General features: G+C 45.6%; 15 protein-coding genes. 5 read left to right on the top strand and 10 right to left on the bottom strand.

Going from position 1 to position 17,298, the window contains the following annotated elements; translation table 11 throughout:
- The first annotated feature begins 134 nt into the window (after positions 1–134).
- Positions 135–434 (top strand): hypothetical protein, encoded by a 300-nt coding sequence (locus ACJ751_RS03675; protein WP_407744020.1) that lies wholly within the window; start codon positions 135–137, stop codon positions 432–434.
- 25 nt (positions 435–459) lie between these two features.
- On the opposite strand, the gene ACJ751_RS03670 is transcribed toward ACJ751_RS03675, so the two are convergent.
- Together ACJ751_RS03670 and ACJ751_RS03665 are read right to left on the bottom strand one after the other, a co-directional pair.
- Positions 460–876: a hypothetical protein gene (locus ACJ751_RS03670; RefSeq protein ID WP_407744019.1), complete on the bottom strand. Its 417-nt coding sequence runs from the start codon at positions 874–876 to the stop codon at positions 460–462.
- Entirely contained in the window at positions 877–1,323 is a 447-nt protein-coding gene (locus ACJ751_RS03665) for an Lrp/AsnC family transcriptional regulator (protein WP_407744018.1), read from the bottom strand.
- A gap of 204 nt (positions 1,324–1,527) precedes the next feature.
- Between ACJ751_RS03665 and ACJ751_RS03660 the strand changes: the two genes are divergently transcribed.
- Positions 1,528–3,534, top strand: coding sequence for a S41 family peptidase (locus ACJ751_RS03660; RefSeq protein ID WP_407744017.1), 2,007 nt, complete (start codon positions 1,528–1,530; stop codon positions 3,532–3,534).
- A gap of 59 nt (positions 3,535–3,593) precedes the next feature.
- Here the strand turns inward: ACJ751_RS03660 and ACJ751_RS03655 are convergent, their stop codons facing one another.
- Positions 3,594–5,102, bottom strand: a complete 1,509-nt coding sequence (locus tag ACJ751_RS03655; protein ID WP_407744016.1) for a RagB/SusD family nutrient uptake outer membrane protein — start codon at positions 5,100–5,102, stop codon at positions 3,594–3,596.
- Positions 5,103–5,125: 23 nt separating this feature from the next.
- The gene (locus ACJ751_RS03650) at positions 5,126–8,224 is read right to left on the bottom strand and encodes a SusC/RagA family TonB-linked outer membrane protein (RefSeq protein WP_407744015.1); all 3,099 of its coding nucleotides are present in this window, start codon (positions 8,222–8,224) and stop codon (positions 5,126–5,128) included.
- A gap of 447 nt (positions 8,225–8,671) precedes the next feature.
- Here ACJ751_RS03650 and ACJ751_RS03645 point away from each other — a divergent pair, with 447 nt between their 5' ends.
- On the top strand, positions 8,672–9,592 hold the full coding sequence (locus ACJ751_RS03645) for a family 2A encapsulin nanocompartment shell protein (RefSeq protein WP_407744014.1): 921 nt from the start codon (positions 8,672–8,674) through the stop codon (positions 9,590–9,592).
- A gap of 5 nt (positions 9,593–9,597) precedes the next feature.
- On the top strand, positions 9,598–11,301 hold the full coding sequence (locus ACJ751_RS03640) for a family 2A encapsulin nanocompartment cargo protein cysteine desulfurase (RefSeq protein ID WP_407744013.1): 1,704 nt from the start codon (positions 9,598–9,600) through the stop codon (positions 11,299–11,301).
- Between the two features lie 187 nt (positions 11,302–11,488).
- Here the strand turns inward: ACJ751_RS03640 and ACJ751_RS03635 are convergent, their stop codons facing one another.
- Positions 11,489–12,028, bottom strand: a complete 540-nt coding sequence (locus tag ACJ751_RS03635) for a hypothetical protein (protein WP_407744012.1) — start codon at positions 12,026–12,028, stop codon at positions 11,489–11,491.
- A 109-nt stretch (positions 12,029–12,137) separates the two neighbouring features.
- On the opposite strand from ACJ751_RS03635, the gene ACJ751_RS03630 reads away from it, so the two are divergent.
- Complete coding sequence (locus ACJ751_RS03630; RefSeq protein WP_407744011.1) at positions 12,138–12,686, top strand: RBBP9/YdeN family alpha/beta hydrolase; 549 nt, start codon at positions 12,138–12,140, stop codon at positions 12,684–12,686.
- 179 nt (positions 12,687–12,865) lie between these two features.
- Here the strand turns inward: ACJ751_RS03630 and ACJ751_RS03625 are convergent, their stop codons facing one another.
- From ACJ751_RS03625 to ACJ751_RS03605, 5 genes are all read right to left on the bottom strand, one after another.
- On the bottom strand, positions 12,866–13,570 hold the full coding sequence (locus ACJ751_RS03625; protein ID WP_407744010.1) for an alpha/beta hydrolase: 705 nt from the start codon (positions 13,568–13,570) through the stop codon (positions 12,866–12,868).
- Between the two features lie 86 nt (positions 13,571–13,656).
- Positions 13,657–15,033: an alginate export family protein gene (locus tag ACJ751_RS03620; RefSeq protein ID WP_407744009.1), complete on the bottom strand. Its 1,377-nt coding sequence runs from the start codon at positions 15,031–15,033 to the stop codon at positions 13,657–13,659.
- Between the two features lie 2 nt (positions 15,034–15,035).
- Positions 15,036–15,476 (bottom strand): DMT family transporter, encoded by a 441-nt coding sequence (locus ACJ751_RS03615; protein ID WP_407744008.1) that lies wholly within the window; start codon positions 15,474–15,476, stop codon positions 15,036–15,038.
- The gene (locus tag ACJ751_RS03610; protein WP_407744007.1) at positions 15,473–15,907 is read right to left on the bottom strand and encodes a DoxX family protein; all 435 of its coding nucleotides are present in this window, start codon (positions 15,905–15,907) and stop codon (positions 15,473–15,475) included. The genes ACJ751_RS03615 and ACJ751_RS03610 overlap by 4 nt, the downstream gene beginning before the upstream one ends.
- A 1-nt stretch (position 15,908) precedes the next feature.
- A partial coding sequence (locus ACJ751_RS03605) for an amidohydrolase (protein ID WP_407744006.1) occupies positions 15,909–17,298 on the bottom strand: 1,390 nt, incomplete at its 5' end.

Raw genomic sequence — 17,298 nt, 5'->3', positions numbered from 1 at the left:
TACGATGGTTGACTCCGGCAGCCTGGGTAAAGTATACCAGATGCCGATAGACAATATGCTTTGCCTGGTGCCGGATGTTGCTAAAACTGCCCGCATGCCGGTGAAAGAGATTTACGGAACCGAACGAATGCCAAATGCATTTTCACGGAAAAATGCCCATGCACCAGGAAGATGACATAAGGCCATTGTTGGAACAAGCGGGGTTTTCAAAAATATTTATTGAGAAAGTAGCGCAGTTTTCGGTCTGCCCAACTGCGAAGGAATGCGCAACCGGCCTGGTTGATGGCGGGTTTATTTTTAAAGAAATAAGACAACATAATCCCGAATGGATAGATGAGATAAAGAGCAAGCTTGAAAAGGAACTCTCGGAAAAATTCGGCGCCGCGCCTATGATTGCTCCAATGAGTGCTGTTTTCAGTCAGGCATGGAAATAATGTAACCTGCAAAAAACGCATCGGGCTATAGCGGCTGTAAATCCGGGGCCAACCAGTTCTTTCTGGCTTCTTTACTCATTAATGATTCCCGGCTATAATATTTAAACGGAAAATCTTTCTTTAAAAATTCCTGTTGCCAAAGCCCGTTCAGTTGGCTTTCAAATTGCCTGCCGGCGCCGGTTTGCAATACATAGTTAATAATAAGCCTGGTGTAAAAAACGGTGATCGTTTCGTGATAACCTGAGTGATCGGTATTTTCCCCGCCAATGCTAATGTTGTATTTCTTTATTCCCTCTTTGATTGATTCAATTGCCTGTGGTAATGGCTGCTGGCAACAATACCAAAGCGCCATTACAAAATGCGTTTCATGCGTCCAGTTTTCTTTCGGCAACCTGCCATTCTCAAATTGATGAACTAATTCTTTTGCTTCTATTGCTGTCATTTAAAAGTTTTTTGTGTTGATCTCTTCTTTATAGGTGCTGAGGATAATGGTGGTATTGGTGCGGGTGATCGCTTTTATGGATTTTATCTTTTTTACCAGCAATTCTTCCAGTGCCAACGTATCTTTTACCAGAACTTTCAGCAATAGATCGTAATCACCGGCTGTATGGTGACATTCGAGTACTTCGTTTAGTGCAATAAGGTTCTCTTTTACCGGTACGGTTTTGGTGTGATCGATCCAAACCTGGATAAATGCCAGCAATTGCAGGTTTAATTGTTGCCGGTTTACTTTTATCGTGTACTTTTCTATATACCCCGATCTGTCAAGCTTGCGTAATCGTTCTGTTACTGCAGGCAGCGAAAGATTTATTTTTCGGGCTATGTCCGCACCGGTAATGCGGGCATTTTCTGCGAGCAACTGAAGTATTCTGCTGTCATGGCGATCCATATTTGTTCATAATTTATCCCGAAAATAAGCTTTGTCTTTATGTCCTTTCGCTATACATAGAGAATAACAGCGATTATTAAGCAGATTGACGGTTGTTCCCATCATCCCGCTTGCCTTATGGAGGGATCCATTGAAGATGAAGATATTATATGTACAAAGTTCCGGGGTTATAATAAAAGTCTCCCGGACACGTTGGTGTAATAGATGAAAAAAGGAATAATAACGATTGTTTGCCTGATCCTGCTGTCTTTTACCGGGCCGCCTGATGACCAACAAAGGATCCTGACCCAGGTGGGTACTATGCTTGAACAAAGGCATTACCTGCAACCGGTGATCAATGACCATTTTTCTGAAGGGATCTGGGAAGCCCACTTACATACGCTTGATAACCGTAAAAATATCTTTCTGGAAGAAGATATCCTGCTGCTTGGCGCCTATAAACTTTCGCTGGATAATGAATTGCATGGCGATTCCATAAAATTTTTCCCGGCCGTAACCAGTCTGTATGCAAAAAGGTACAACGAGGCTGCTGTGATCTACAGGCGGTTGTTATCACGCCCCATTACTTTCAATGACAAGGATAGTATTTTTCCTGATCAGGAACCGGTGGAATTTCCCCGGAATGAAGCGGTGCGCGAGCAAAGATGGAACAATTACCTGAAACAAATTGTACTGGATAAATTAACAGCCCTGCAGGAGCAACGCGCACAAAGTAAAACCGGTGACGCCACCCATGGCAAAACAGATAAGCAGCTGGAGCAGCAGGCCCGCGAAAGCCTCTTGAAACAATTGGATAGAAAGCTTACCCGATACTTTGCACAGAATACGCAACAGCTTTTCAGTAATTACCTGAACTGCATTCTCCGTTATGCAGATCCGCACTCTGATTATTTTCCGCCGCTCGATAAACAGGAATTTGACCAGCACATGGCCAATCGTTTTTACGGCATTGGTTCTTTGTTACAGGAAGATGAAGAAGGCCATGTTATTATCGCCTCGCTCGATGCCGGCGGTCCTGCCTGGAAGAGCAATGTCCTGGCCATTAATGACCAGATCGTAAAGGTGGGGCAGGGGAATGAAGACACGCTGACTGAAGTAGAAGGTATGTCGGTTAAAGAGGTGGCCCGGCTCATCAGGGGTGAAAAGGGTACTGTGGTAAAACTTTACTGCAGGAAAGGAGATGGCAGTATAATTGACGTAGCACTGGTAAGAGAGGAAATACGCAGGGAGGAAGCAGGCGTCAGAAGCGCCATCATCATGAAGGATGGCAAAAAAACAGGGTATATCTATCTGCCCGTATTTTATGATGATTTCACGCATGAAGATGGCGCGCATTGTGCAGACGATATAGAGCAGGAGGTGATTAAGCTGAAAGGGGAGAACGTAAACAGCATCATTATCGACCTGCGCAATAATGGTGGCGGTTCCCTGGCCCAGGTAATAAAGATGGTGGGCTTATTTGTGGGTCGCGGGCCTGTAGTACAGGTAAAAGCAGGCAATGGAACGCCGCAAATATTGGCCAGCAACCGGCCGGAACCATTGTACAGTGGCCCGCTTGCCGTAATGGTCAACGAACTAAGCGCTTCTGCTTCGGAGATCTTTGCCGCTGCCATCCAGGATTATAAACGTGGGGTTATAATAGGCAGTTCCACTTTCGGTAAGGGTACCGTACAAACCCAAATGCAGCTGAGCCTGGAAAAAGAAGGGGCATTGAAACTCACCGTAAAAAAATTCTACCGCATCAATGGCGGCTCCACGCAACAAAAAGGAGTGATCCCGGATATTGTGCTGCCTGATATTTACGAAACCCAGGGCATCCACGAAGGAAATATGCCTTTTGCATTGAACTGGGACAAAATACAACCTATCGCATTTACACCTCAGGCCAGTAGTAACATAGATCAGCTGACAGCGCATGCAGAACAGGATATTAGCCATGACAGTGCTTTTAACAGCATTCGCCGGTACAATGACTCACTGGGGAATTTTCGCAATACAAGAGGGCAGGGGATGCCGCTGGGGCTGTTCAGGGCCTATCTTGTACAGCGAGCCCGGATAGCCCACCGGTTTGAAACCATTCTGCAATTGCCTGACAAGAGAAAGATGGATATAAGGGAGCTTCCCGGAAAAGATAATGGCCCCTGGGTAAAAGGGTTAGCCAAAGATATTTACCTTGAACAGGTGCTGAAAACAATGATGAAAATACAATGATGTAAATAATGAAAAAGCCAGACTGTTTCCAGCCTGGCTTTTTCATTTATAGTGTTTTTTTAATTGAACAGGTTCGGATTGTTTTGTTCTTCTGTCTGCGGAATGGTGAACAAATAATTAGGGCTGTTGGCAACGAAAGGCGTGCCATCAGCAAATTTCAGGGCCGTGTGATATTTTGCCGGCACCTGTTTGGTAACGCCATCTGGCGTGGTAATGGTAACCTTCCGGTCATTACCGCTGCCATCTACATACGGCTTACGTACTACAGGCAATTGGTTGCGGATAATATCTGCCAGGGCAAAACCTTCTCCCCATAATTCTTTGCGGCGTTCAACAAGAATGGCATCGATCAATTGTTGTTGAGTAGCGCCAGTGGGGTCAAAAGTAATGGCGCCCCGGGCGGTACGTAATGCATTGAGTGCAGCGGCGCCTTCGGTAATGTTGTTCTCACGTGCATACCCTTCCGCTTTTATCAGGTAAGCTTCAGCGCTTCTCATCAAAACAAGATCACCGGTTTCGTCGTCGCGGAACCTGAACTTTTTATATTGCAGGTTTCCTTCGCGGCCCGGGTTATTATCCCAGGAGAAAAGAGTTTTGCGGATATCGCCATTGTCGAACAATTCGCCAAAGAACGGATCGGCCATAAAGCTGTAATAACCAGAGACAGGTGAAGACACGTCCAGAAAGTTAAAGCTGTAACTGCCATCGCTCTGGCTGGGTATTTCCGGGTGTCCCCAGATCCATTCTGAATTGTTTACGTCGTTGAATCCTTTGGTATAATCTGCTGGTGGCATCAGCGGATAGTTCTTCAATGCTTCATCGGCGGCTGCGGCGGCGGAAAGCCATTGTCCCGTGTTCAAATAAGCGCGTGCCAGCAATCCGTTTACTACATCTTTGTTGATCTTGTATTTGGCCGTACGTTGATACCCATCGAGCAATCCCTTTGCCTGTAACAAATCAGCAAACACCTGTGTATAGATGTCCTTCAGGGTTGCTTTCGGATTACCACGCGTAGTGTCGGTGGTGGGCGTTGTATAGATGGGCGCTGTTTTAGCGAGCGGGTCCTTTAAATAGGAGAACTGATAGAACGAAGCGATGGTTAAATAAAGGTGTGCCCGCAATGCCAGCGCCTGTGCTTTCAGCACCTGTTTGGCTGTAGCATCGCCGGTTACATTATCTACATTGGCAATAATGATGTTGGTGCTGTTGATGATCTTGTACAACTGGTTCCAGATGGCATTGTTACGGCTTTGGGTTTTATCAACCATTTGGGTGAACCGGTAAACGGGGGCATAACTGTATTTGGTAGTGATCAACGCCACATCATCGCCCATGGCTTCGCTTACGAGTGCAATGGTTTTAAAGCCGGGATTGCCATAGATGTCACTATAAAAATCATCCATCAAAGCACGCCAGGAGCCTTCATACAGCGTATTTAAATTGGCAACGGATCTCAAAACAATTTCTTCGGGCACTGCATTGGTAGGGGCCGTGTTTAATTGCTTGTTGCAGGCAGATAAACCGAACACCAGCGCTGCAAAGTATATATATGATTTATATGTTTTCATACAATTGTAATTAAAGTTGAACATTATAAGCCTATCTGTACGCCCACGGAGATGGTTTTCATTTGCGGGTATTGATAGTAGGTGGTGCCATCAACAGCCTGTTCGGGGTCCATGCCCTGGTGGCCATAGAAGGTCAGCAGGTTTTCTGCGAGCCCATATACTTTGGCCGATTTAAATCCTATTCTCCCCAACAGTTTTTCCGGAATATTGTAACCCAGCGATAATTGTTTCAAACGTGCATAGGTAGCATCGTATAAAAACCGGGAAGAGGTGGAGGTAAAGCCCAGATCGTCGGTGGTAAAACGCGGAACGTTGGTATTGGTGTGGTCGGGTGTCCAGTGGCTCAACAATTCCGGCGACCAGTTACGGCCGGGATTTACTGCACCGGTCAACAGGGAAATATAATCTGCATCCAGTACTTTACCGCCCAGGCTATATGCGAATACAAATGATAATTCCACTTGTTTATAGGTAAGCGAGCTGGTAATGCCACCGGTTACATCGGGCAGGGCAGAGCCTGCATAATATTGTGTACCCTGCGAGTAGGTAGAAGTTGTTTCCTTTTTACCATCGGCCGTAGTGCGGTACCACATAGGATTACCTGTGGCAGCATCCACACCGGCCCACTGACGCAGGAAGAAATCATACACAGAGGTGCCTACCATCAATTTTTTGGTGCCGCTGATGATCTCTTTTTGTGGCAGGGAGGTGATCTCGTTCTTATTGTGGGCAACGTTAATGCCTACCAGCCAGCGCCAGTCGTTGTTGCTGACGGGAACAACGTTCAGTTCCAGTTCCACACCGGTATTGCGTAATTCGCCGATATTGGCGCTTATGGCGGTAAAGCCCGTAGACCCGGCCAGTGGTTTGGAGTACAACAGGTCTTTACTGGTTCTTCTGTAATAATTAAAGCTTCCGTAAATACGGTTTTTCAAAAAACCAAAATCAACACCGGTGTTGAAGTTCAGGTTGGTTTCCCATTTTAACCCAGGTGTTGGCAGCCGGGAAGGAACCACACCGCCATTACCGAGGTTGTTTTCTATGCTGTACAACGGAAGGTAAGCATAATAACCGCCATTGGTAGTGGATAGGTTGTCGTTGCCGGAAGCACCATAACTTGTTTTTATTGTCAGGGCGCTCAGCCAGTTTACGGGTTTCAAAAATTCTTCTTCCGAGATCCGCCAGGAGGCGCCGGTGCTCCAGAAAGTACCCCAGCGGCTATCGGGCGAAAAGCGGGAAGAACCATCTCTGCGCACAGAGGCGGTAAAGAAATATTTACCGAGGTAATTATATTGTCCCTGGCCGAAAAAGCTCAGTTTGGTATAATTATCGGAAGTGCCGGTGAAGTCCATCAGCTGTGAGGCCGCCACGGGTTCATACAGATAAGGCAGGGCAAAATTCTGGCGGTTGCCACTCAGTCCGCTCGAATTCAGATAATAATATTCATGTCCTGCCAGCAGGTTGATATGATGTGCCGATGCAATATCGAGGTCGTAGGTGGCAATGTTGTTCCAGGTATAAGCGAGAAAACGGTTACTGTTTTTTTGTACGGTACCACCAATCGCAGCATCTTCCCCTAACAATGGATTGGTGTAGTACAATGAATTGAGGTTGGTATAATCCAGGTTGAAGCTTGTTTTAATTTTCAGCGCTTTGGTAATGGCCGCTTCGAGGTACGTGCGGGTAGAAACATTCTCATTGGTATTTCTTGATCTGTTTAACGGCATGGAGCCAATGAGGTTGTACTTCGGTAAGGCGGCATTGGGCCGGTAAGCGCCGTAGTCGAATTGCCGTTGGCCAATGTTATCGAGCTTGTAGCTGCCATCGGCATTTCGCTGATAAATGGGATAGAAGCCGGGAATGGTACGGCCAAACAGCACTACATTGGCCTGCTTTGAATCGGAGGAGGTGGGATAGTCCTGCGAAGTGCTGGCGCCGTTGAGGTTAAGACCCACTTTTAACCAGGGCTTTGCCTGCAACGTAAGATTGCTTCTGAAGTTATAGCGTTTAAAACCGGAAGAAAGAAAAGCGCCATCATTATTCGTATAACCGCCGCCAACATAGTAAGTTGATCTTTCACTACCGCCTGAAAAGCTGAGTTGCGCCTGCGTGTATTTCGCGCTCTGATGCATGCCTTTTTCCCAATCATCGTTCCATAATGGTTTGGCGCTTGCAACGAGCTTGCCATCATGGCCAACAGGCTCCGGATAAGCAGCGCCATAAGGATTGATGCCAAGATTTGACACTAATGCACTGCTGGCCGTAGCAGCTGCCTGCGCGTCTGTTTGCCCATTAGAAAGCGCTTTATTGCGCAGGGCTTCCCAATACAATTCAAAATATTGATCGGTACCCAGCTTGTCATAATCTTTTACCGCCCGGCTGCCCCAGCCCTGATTCAGGGTGGCATTGATAACGGCATCGCCCTTCTTTCCCTGTTTGGTGGTAATGATAATAACGCCATTGGCTGCCCGTGAACCATACAGGTTGGCGGCTGTAGCGTCTTTCAGTATGCTGATTGCGGCAATATCCGCAGGGTCGAGCGCATTGATATCGCCTTCATACGGCGCCCCATCCACCACGAACAGCGGGGCGCTGGAGGCATTGATGCTTCCCACGCCACGAATACGAATGGTGGAACTGTTACCAGGCTGTCCATTGGCGGAAGTGGTTTGTATCCCGGGCGCCAGGCCCTGCAACGCATTGGTGATATTGGGCGTGAGCCGGTTGTTTATTTTATCGGAAGAGATGGAGGTCACTGCGCCAGGATATCCTGACCGTTTAACGGTCGTATACGCTACCGCCACCACTTCTTCCAGAGTGGAATTAGAAGCCTTTAAAAGAATGGTAAGGTCTGGCTGACCAGCCTTTACTTCTGTTTCGTAGGACTCTCTTCCTACAAATGAAATGGTGAGCAGTGCTTTGTCCTGCGTTAACTCCACTTCAAAACGTCCCTGGGAATTGGTAACAACGGGGTGTTCTGATTTGTTCACGACAACGGTTGCGCCTTCGAGGGGCTGTTTGTTTTCAGCGCCCAGCACCACACCGCGTATTAGTTTTGTTTGTGCGAAAAGCCCGCTGCTGAATAGCAATATCAGTGCGAGCAAGCCTTGTTTTTGTAGCATACTTATTTAGGTTAATGTATAGAATAGTGATGTCACCAGCCATCGTAACAGGATGGTGTATGGCAAAGCAAATTTTTTGGCCCGCCTGGCGAACCATGTACCAGTAGTAGAAAAGTGTTAAGAGTAAACTGTTAACCAGTACAACAGCAACAGGTGTACGGCAAATAAAGGCAGAATGGGTGTAACAGTGTATGTGGGTTAGTCGTTCTCATTTGATGGTGCAAATATATGGTAAGTCGCAAACCTATCAAAATGATAGACTAAAATGTTTCAGCAAATATGTAAGTGGTGAATGCAATGGATGACTGCACGAAACTTGATAGTTTTAAATATGTATATTAAATAGTACACAAAAAGAGTGGACTAAACAAAATGCTGTATATTACAGGAGGTGGAACTGCATAGAGGCTATCGGAGAATTATTTTTCTAATTAAAAAATCAACCATATGTCAGAGGAAGTAACAAAAAAGCAAACCGCCCTTGGGGATGTAGCGGCCCGGCAACTGGCCATTGCAACCCGTACGGTTCCACAAATGATAACGATCAGCCCGCGCTGGCTTACCCATCTGTTGAACTGGATACCGGTTGAATCGGGTATTTACCGGCTTAATAAAGTAAAAGATGCCAGCAGCGTACAGGTAGATTGTTCGGGCCGGGATGAGCGGGTGCTGCCGCAAACGTATGTTGACTACATTGAGGATCCCCGGGAGTATATGTTAAGTGCCGTGAATACCGTGCTTGACGTGCATACGCGTGTTTCGGATCTCTATAGCAAGCCATATAACCAGATTGGCGAGCAGTTACGTTTGATCATTGAGACCATAAAAGAACGGCAGGAAAGCGAACTGATCAACAACCCTGAATATGGTTTGTTGCACAGCATTGTTCCTCAGCAACGGTTGAACACCCGCACCGGACCGCCTACGCCTGATGACCTGGATGAGTTGATAGCCAAAGTGTGGAAACAGCCGGGTTTCTTTCTGTTACATCCGGTAACGATCGCTGCTTTTGGCCGGGAATGCACCCGCCGTGGCGTGCCTCCGCCCACCGTGTCTTTATTCGGTTCTCAATTCCTTACCTGGCGCGGCATTCCATTAATTCCTTCCGATAAGATCGCTATTGAGAACGGGAAGACCAAAATATTACTGTTACGGACCGGCGAGAGCAGACAGGGCGTTGTTGGCTTGTATCAGCCGAATTTGCCAGGTGAGCAATCTCCCGGTTTATCCGTTCGCTTTATGGGCATCAACCACCAGGCTATTGCTTCTTACCTGGTATCCTTGTATTGTTCACTGGCCGTATTGGTTGATGATGCCGTCGCCGTGCTGGATGATGTCGAAATTGGAAAATATCACCAATACAATTAATGAGTATGAGCGAAAATAATCACCAGGCAAATGGGTTGCCTGATTTAAAAATACTGGAGCAGTTAGCCAACCAGTTCTTTAAAGCGTCACCCAGTGAACAGTCAGCTATTCCAACCTATAACTTAGGTCAGCCAATACCCAGATCCCTGGCGGGAAGCGGCATTTCGCCCTCTGCGTTAGAACAGGGTTCCGTAATGAATATTAATGATCCGCAAACCAGTTTGCCCGATCCTCATTTTACAAACGGACAAATTCCCAGATCCGTTGCCGGAAGCGGGATCTCGCCATCTGTAAAAAACGAGGACTATAAAGAACAGTCACCAACGCCATTTAATATAGAAGGGCCTGGTTCTTTTGAACAGGAGCTGCAGCAGATCGTACAGCGCATTTCCTCTTTTGTTCCTGTGTCGCAATTGCCGGGACTGCCGGATTTTTCAGGCTCCTCATTTTATTTTTTATCGAAAAAACAATTGCTTCCCGGTAATATCCCGGCGCCTTATGATGTGAACAGGGTAAAGGCCGATTTTCCCATTCTGCAACAACAGGTGAATGGAAGGCCGTTGGTATGGCTCGACAATGCCGCCACCACCCAGAAGCCCAAACAGGTAATTGAACGGATCAGCCGTTTTTATGAAACGGAAAATTCGAATATTCACCGGGCTGCCCATGAACTGGCGGCAAGAGCAACCGATGCGTATGAAAATGCCCGTAAAAAAGTACAGGGCTTTTTGAACGCTTCCTCCGTAAATGAGATTGTTTTTGTGCGGGGTTCAACTGAAGCTATTAACCTGGTGGCGCAAAGCTGGGGTAACCAGTATTTGAAAGCCGGTGACGAGATCGTTGTCAGTTACCTGGAACATCATGCCAATATAGTACCCTGGCAGCAACTGGCGGAAAAAAAGGGATTGGTGTTGCGCGTGATCCCTGTCGATAACGACGGACAGATCCTATTGGAGGAATACGCAAAATTGTTGAATGCAAAAACAAAGCTGGTCTCTTTTACCCAGGTGTCGAATGCATTGGGTACGGTAACGCCAGCTAAGCAGATGATCCAAATGGCGCAGGATGCCGGCGCCAAAGTGTTGCTGGATGGCGCGCAGGCCGTTTCGCATCTGCGTGTGGATGTACAGGCACTGAATTGCGACTGGTATGTTTTTTCAGGACATAAAGTGTTTGGACCGACCGGTATTGGGGTATTGTATGGCAAAGAAGCCCTGCTGAATGACATGCAACCCTGGCAGGGCGGGGGGAATATGATAAAAGACGTGACTTTTGAACATACAGTATATCAACAGTCGCCGGCGCGTTTTGAAGCCGGTACCGGAAATATTGCTGATGCTGTTGGGCTGGGCGCCGCTATTGACTATGTTACCAGTATAGGACTTGATCTGGTAAACCAGTATGAACATTATTTGCTGACCTATGCCACTGGCCTGTTAAGTAGTATTAAAGGGCTGCGACTGATAGGAACAGCTGCTGATAAAGCGGGCGTCTTATCATTTGTGTTAGATGGTTTCAAGACTGAGGAAGTAGGCGCTTACCTTAATAAACATGGCATTGCAGTACGATCTGGTCATCATTGCGCCCAACCTGTTTTACGCCGTTTTGGGGTTGAAAGTACCGTGCGCCCATCATTAGCCCTGTACAATACCTGCGAAGATGTGGATGCATTGGTGCATGCATTGCATCACCTTCGGGGAAATAAATGATAAGAGTTCAAAATAGCAGGAGGAAATTGAACATGTCAAATAATAACTTTTCTTTTTTATGGGTAGCGATGTCCCTGACGGGGATGGCCATATTGATAAATTACTGGAATTTAATTAACCGGTTATTTACAACAAAAAAGGAACCAATGGTTCCTGATGATGAAGATACGATTCCCTGATTGTATTTTTACAGACAAAACTTACCAGGTAAGAAGGGCGTTAAATAATTGTCAATATCCGTTTCTATTACATTGTTAAAGATATTGGTAGCTATCATTTGTCCGGCGAATGCTACTAATAAAACCATTTCTTCACTGTTGTGGTATTGTTCAAGGTTGTTATAAACATGATTGGCAATGCAGCCTTTGTGCTGAGCAATGGCACTCCCGAAATCGAGTAAAGCTTTTTCATAATCATTCAATAATAGGCTGTCAGGATCTTCACCGTTCTCTATCATTATTTTTCTGAAATAAGTTATGCATAAGGAACAGTTGGATGCAGTAGAAACCGTCCAGGCAAACAAATAAGCTGCCCTTTCCCCAATTTGTTGTTTTACTTTTTCATAGAGGGGATACCATTGCATATAAATGGTGAATGACAGCATGGAGTGCCCCAATGTAGCTTTTGTATTTGTAATGGGAGTATTATAGTCATTCACATGTTCATCAAACGCCTCTCTTGTAAAAAGTGGCAGGCTGTCTGTGGTAATTGGAGCGATTCTTGCCATAATCGTGTTTTTTTATAGTATTTACTTACTGTTTGTTAACGTGTTTTTTGGTAGATTATTATTGCTTATGTTTGTCCACTAAATATGTAGACTAAATTACAAAAAACTAATGAGATATTTAAATATTCCTGGTTTATATAATTCCGGAGATGAACATTGGCAAACCCGCTGGGAGCGTGGATACCCCGATCGTTTTTCACGTGTGCAACAGGATGAATGGGATGCTCCCAATAAAGAGAAGTGGATCGATCGATTGGATAAAACCATCAAAGAAATTGATACGCCTACCATATTGGTTGCACACAGCCTTGGCTGTATAACAGCTGTACATTGGGCGGTTACCCACTATTCGCCATTTATTTATGGAGCGTTATTAGTGGCGCCTGCCGATGTTGAAAATTCAGATAAAGAGCATTTAAAAGGTTTTGCTCCGGTTCCAACAGAAAAGTTGTTTATGCCCACTATTGTTGTGGCAAGCATGAACGATCCGTATTGCGCCATGGAGCGGGCGGCAAAATGGGCTGCGCATTGGGGTGGTCGTTTTGTTGGAATAGGTAATAAGGGCCATATCAATGGCCAGTCTGACTTGCAGGATTGGAAAGAAGGATTGGTTATTTTAAAGGAGCTCGAAGAAGTTGTTGAGACAACTGGAATTTAAGACATATTGGAGATCGTTCCAGTGCTACCACCTGCCGGCATATAACCTGGTGTCCTTTTAATGCCATTGGCGCCGGAGCAAAAAATGCAACAATATCATCCATTTCGGATAACCAATCCCTGCAGGCCTAGATCCTACAGGGGTTGTTATTCTAATGTGATAATGCTAAACCTTCAAGGCTACTTCCCCTTTGCCGCCCCTTCAATCACCTCAGCCACCTCTTTCGCCTTTGATATATAAATAGCATGACTGCCATGTAACTCTGTAACTTTCGCTCCGGCTCTTTTGTACATAAACCGCTCAATGTCGGGATTAATGCTTTTATCTTCAGATGCTACAATAGCAAATGATGGTTTTGTTTTCCAGGCTGCCTGGGTTAACGGAGTTACAAACGATTGAGCGGCAATAGGCCCCTGTGATGCATACATAAAGTCTGCTTTTTCTTTTGGAAGATCGGCAGCAAAACCTGCATGAAATTTTTGTTTATCATAATATACAAATCCTTTTTCATCGGGAGGAAGAATACCATTTTCCGGTGCAGGCGGAGCAGTTTTGATAAGATCAAAAGTGGTTTCATTTACATCCGGTACAAAGGCTGCTACATACACGAGCGCCGCCACTTTAGGATGAACACCCGCCTGGCTTATTACCGAACCGCCCCAGGAGTGACCTACCAATACCACAGGTCCGTCCTGTTTATCGAGAATTCTGTTGGTAGCTGCCACATCATCATTTAAAGATGATAATGGATTTTGAACAATAGTAACCTGGTAACCATGTTTTGTAAGCATTTCATATACGCTTTGCCAACCGGAGCCATCGGCAAAAGCCCCGTGAACAATCACAATATTTTTGATGTTCGTTGCAGTTTGTGCGTTTGTCATAACTGAAATAATTAAAAGTGAAAAAAATGGTAAGGTTAAATGAATAAGCTTTTTCATGTTTTAAAAGTATTTGTTTGGAAGAAGCGTTAAAATCTGAGTTGAGTGGTCGCAGCCACAAACAGGATGTTTTTACCCGGGCCCACATCCTGTAAGAAATCACTTGCTTTAAACCAGGTAAATTCGAAACGGAAATACAGGAAGTTATTGGGGATATATTCCAGGGTGTTTGAATACTGCCGCCCTATGGAAAGCTGGCGGCTATCCTTTCCCGAATAGATCATGGCCACATTAGGGCCATAGATGCCATCGTTACGGCTGTAGCGCCAGAAAAGATCATAGTCGAGATCAAAGAACAGCCTGCGCGACAGATCAAGTGAGAAAGAGGGATGGATATCGCACAGATTGGCCGGGCCAATCAATGATACAAGCCCAAAGTAACCGCCTCGTGGAAACAGGGGATTAAAAGTCTGCAGCTTGTTATCATTGTATTTTGCATCGCCGCTGATCAGTTCTGTTTTTATTCCCAGTTCCGGTTTAAACAGGGTGTTGGCAAACTTATAACCTGTGTTTACAGAAAGCGTCCATGCGGAAATTTTTTTACCGGTAAAGTCGCCAAACTGATACAATCCTTCGATATCGTATCGCCAGAACTTTTTGGCAGCCCAGATCCTGCTGCCTACCGAGTGTCTTAACTCTCGTCCTGCGCCATCATCAAATTTTGCCTTGTTTTTCCAAAGGCCGAAGTAATAGAGATCGACATTATTCAGGATGGGAATGTTGTTTTTAACCAGGTAAGCCCCCCAGAACCGGATGTTATTCTTAAAACCATCATCAAATATTTGTTGTTTCGATTGAACAAAACGAGAAAAGAAAACATCGGCTTTCCATCCGGGATGGGTATAGAGCAACCGGGCGGCATCAAATGATTGCCTGTTGTTAGGCCCTTCCCGAACGGCCACCAGTCTTTGTGATCCGTATAATAATTCCTGGCGGCCGATCCTGATCGTGAGCGCTTGTTCGTGTTGCAGCGGAAATGCTATGTCGGTGAACGCCTGATGCAGGTCTAACTGGTTCTCATCTACAGGTGATGGTGGTTCTACTCTTCCATTTGCAAAACTGCTTTGCAATTGCACAAATGTTCTGAAATGCCTGCCAGCATGAAAGTCTGCATGAGCCAGATAGCGCGTAAGAATAAACCCGTCATTGTCTTTGGGCGATTCGCCCCAATTCTCATTTTTAAACCACTGGTATTGATACCGGATGTCGCCTCCAAAGCTGAGATAAGTATTACCGTTTTTTGAAAGGGCATTGTATTTTGTTGTTTTATACCAGTTCCTGCTGCTATCCTGTTTCAGGAAGGAATAATCCTCCTCATACCTGAGTTGTTTGAAGGCAGGAATGTTTTGTGCATTACTGTAACAGACCAGTAAAAGACAAAATGGTATGATGACTATTCTTTTCATCTTTAAAATTTTCTTACAATGATTACTCCGGCTATTACCATTAAAACACCCAATAATTTCCAGACATTAACCGGATGAGGTTGGGCTACCAGTATATTGAAGTGGTCCAGTAGTATGGAGATGATCATTTGTCCTGCCACCACCAGCCCAAATGTAAGCGCCGGTCCAATTTTAGGGAAGGCGAGAATAATGACCGTTACATAAAAGGCCCCTAAAAGACCGCCACTCCACAGATACAATGGGGCCGTTTTCAATCCACTTAGCTGTACATGTTGTTGGGTGAGTATGGTATATAGGAACAGGATGGCTGCGCCAACCAAAAAGGAGATCAAAGAAGCATGTACCGGGCTTGCAATTTCTTTACCGAGTCGTGAATTTATGCCTCCCTGAATCGGAAGAAAAGCACCCGACAAAAGCGCCATTATGATCCAGATATATTTCATACAATGTGTTTTTTGTAAAGAGCATTATCAATTGAATACTTACCTGGTCCCAGCATCAGGATCACCAGGAAGATGAGGCTGTAGATAAAAGGGGTATCTTTTTCCAGTAAGGAGTCATTCCAGTGTACCACGAAATAGCCGGTGAGTGTCACCGCTAGTGTTGGCAATGTGGCCAGCCTGGTAAACAGGCCAATCAAAACAAAAAATGGAAAAACGATGTTAGCCGCAATGGCAAAGACATTGTTAAACGCGTCTGGTAAATGCAGCGGATTGGGAATGTTTTCAGCCTGTGATACGCCAACGCCGATTTTTTTGAACCCGTGAACAATAGCAATTTCCAGGGAGACTGCCACCCGCAGCAAGAGCATTCCCCAATCAAAAACAGCCGGCAGGGTATGGGGGCTGAGGGTTTTTGTTAGTATTTTTTTCATGCTATTGGTTTTGATAGCCTCCATAATATTTTACCGGGCTCCAGTCAGGGATAACGGCGGGAGGCGCTGCATTCAGGTTCGAATAATCACCTTCGCCATATACCGGTTTGCCATTCACGATCGTAAGCAGGGAATGAATGGACCTGATATCATCTACGGGAATGGAGAAATAATCCTTGTTGAGAATAACCAGGTCGGCATATTGCCCCTTTGCTATCTTACCCTTTAGTTTTTCTTCTCCGCTTACCCAGGCGCTACCAGTAGTATACAATTGGATGGCTTCAAACCTGGTAAGCACATCCTGTTTGGGCCAGAACTGATAACCGCCGATCGTTTTTCCGGTGGTTGCCCAATGCAGACACATCCAGGGATTAAAGGTGGAGATCCTGGTGGCATCGGTTCCCAACCCAACGGGAACGCCCAGCTGGATCATTTTTTTAATTGGCGGAACCTGGTGATCGGGGTTACCATACATTTTTTTATACAGCTCACCCTGGTAATACATTCTAAACTGTACTGCAATGCCTCCACCTAATTTCTTTATGCGCTGCAGCTCTGGCTCTGTTACGGTCTCTGCGTGATCAAACAACCAGTGCAACCCATTAAACGGAATGTCTTTATTTACTTTTTCAAATACGTTCAGCATCCGGTCTATAGATTCGCCATAGGTGGCATGCAGGCGAAAGGGCCAGTGGTTTTGCGCAAACAACCGGATGATGGGTTCCAGATCGGCTTCCATTTTATCGGAAAGCACGATCCTGGGTTCCAGAAAATTTTCGAAGTCTGCTGCACTGGCTACCAGGTTTTCACCGCCGCCTTCTGCTACAAACCCATTCGGCAAAAGCATGTTGTCGTTTTGTTTGAGTTTTACCGACTTCACCCAATGCTCATAATCCTGTAGCTCTTTACCATACACTTGTGCAAACAGGTAATAAGCGGTTCTCAGGGTTAGTTTACCTGCTTTGGCCAGTTCTATGGCTGTTGAATAATCATCGGGGTAAAACTGACCGCCGCCGGCGGCATCCACAACACTGGTCAATCCATATTTATTTAATTCATGGTACCATTGCAGCGTGGAGTTTAATCTTTCTTCGTGGGTAAGCTTTGTCGTTAGTGCCAGCGTGGTATAAATGGCTTTGGGCGTTTCTTTGGCGTACAGCATGCCGGTAGGGTTCCCGCTTGAATCCAGTTCAACCAGGCTGCCCTCATACCTGGTGTTTTTATCATACCTTAGAACTTCTATTCCTTTTTTATTTACAAAAGCTTTCCCGTACAGGTAAGTAATAAATACGGGTTTATCCGGAACTGCTTTGTTGATCTCGTCAATGGTTGGTTGTCTTTTTTCTTCAAACTGGTATTCGTTCCAGCCTCCAACCACTTTTATCCAAACG

It is taken from the genome of Niastella sp. (assembly GCF_045805085.1).
Lineage (GTDB): Bacteria > Bacteroidota > Bacteroidia > Chitinophagales > Chitinophagaceae > Niastella.
Note: the sequence above shows the minus strand (reverse complement) of the source record. Positions and strands in the feature narration are given on the sequence as shown.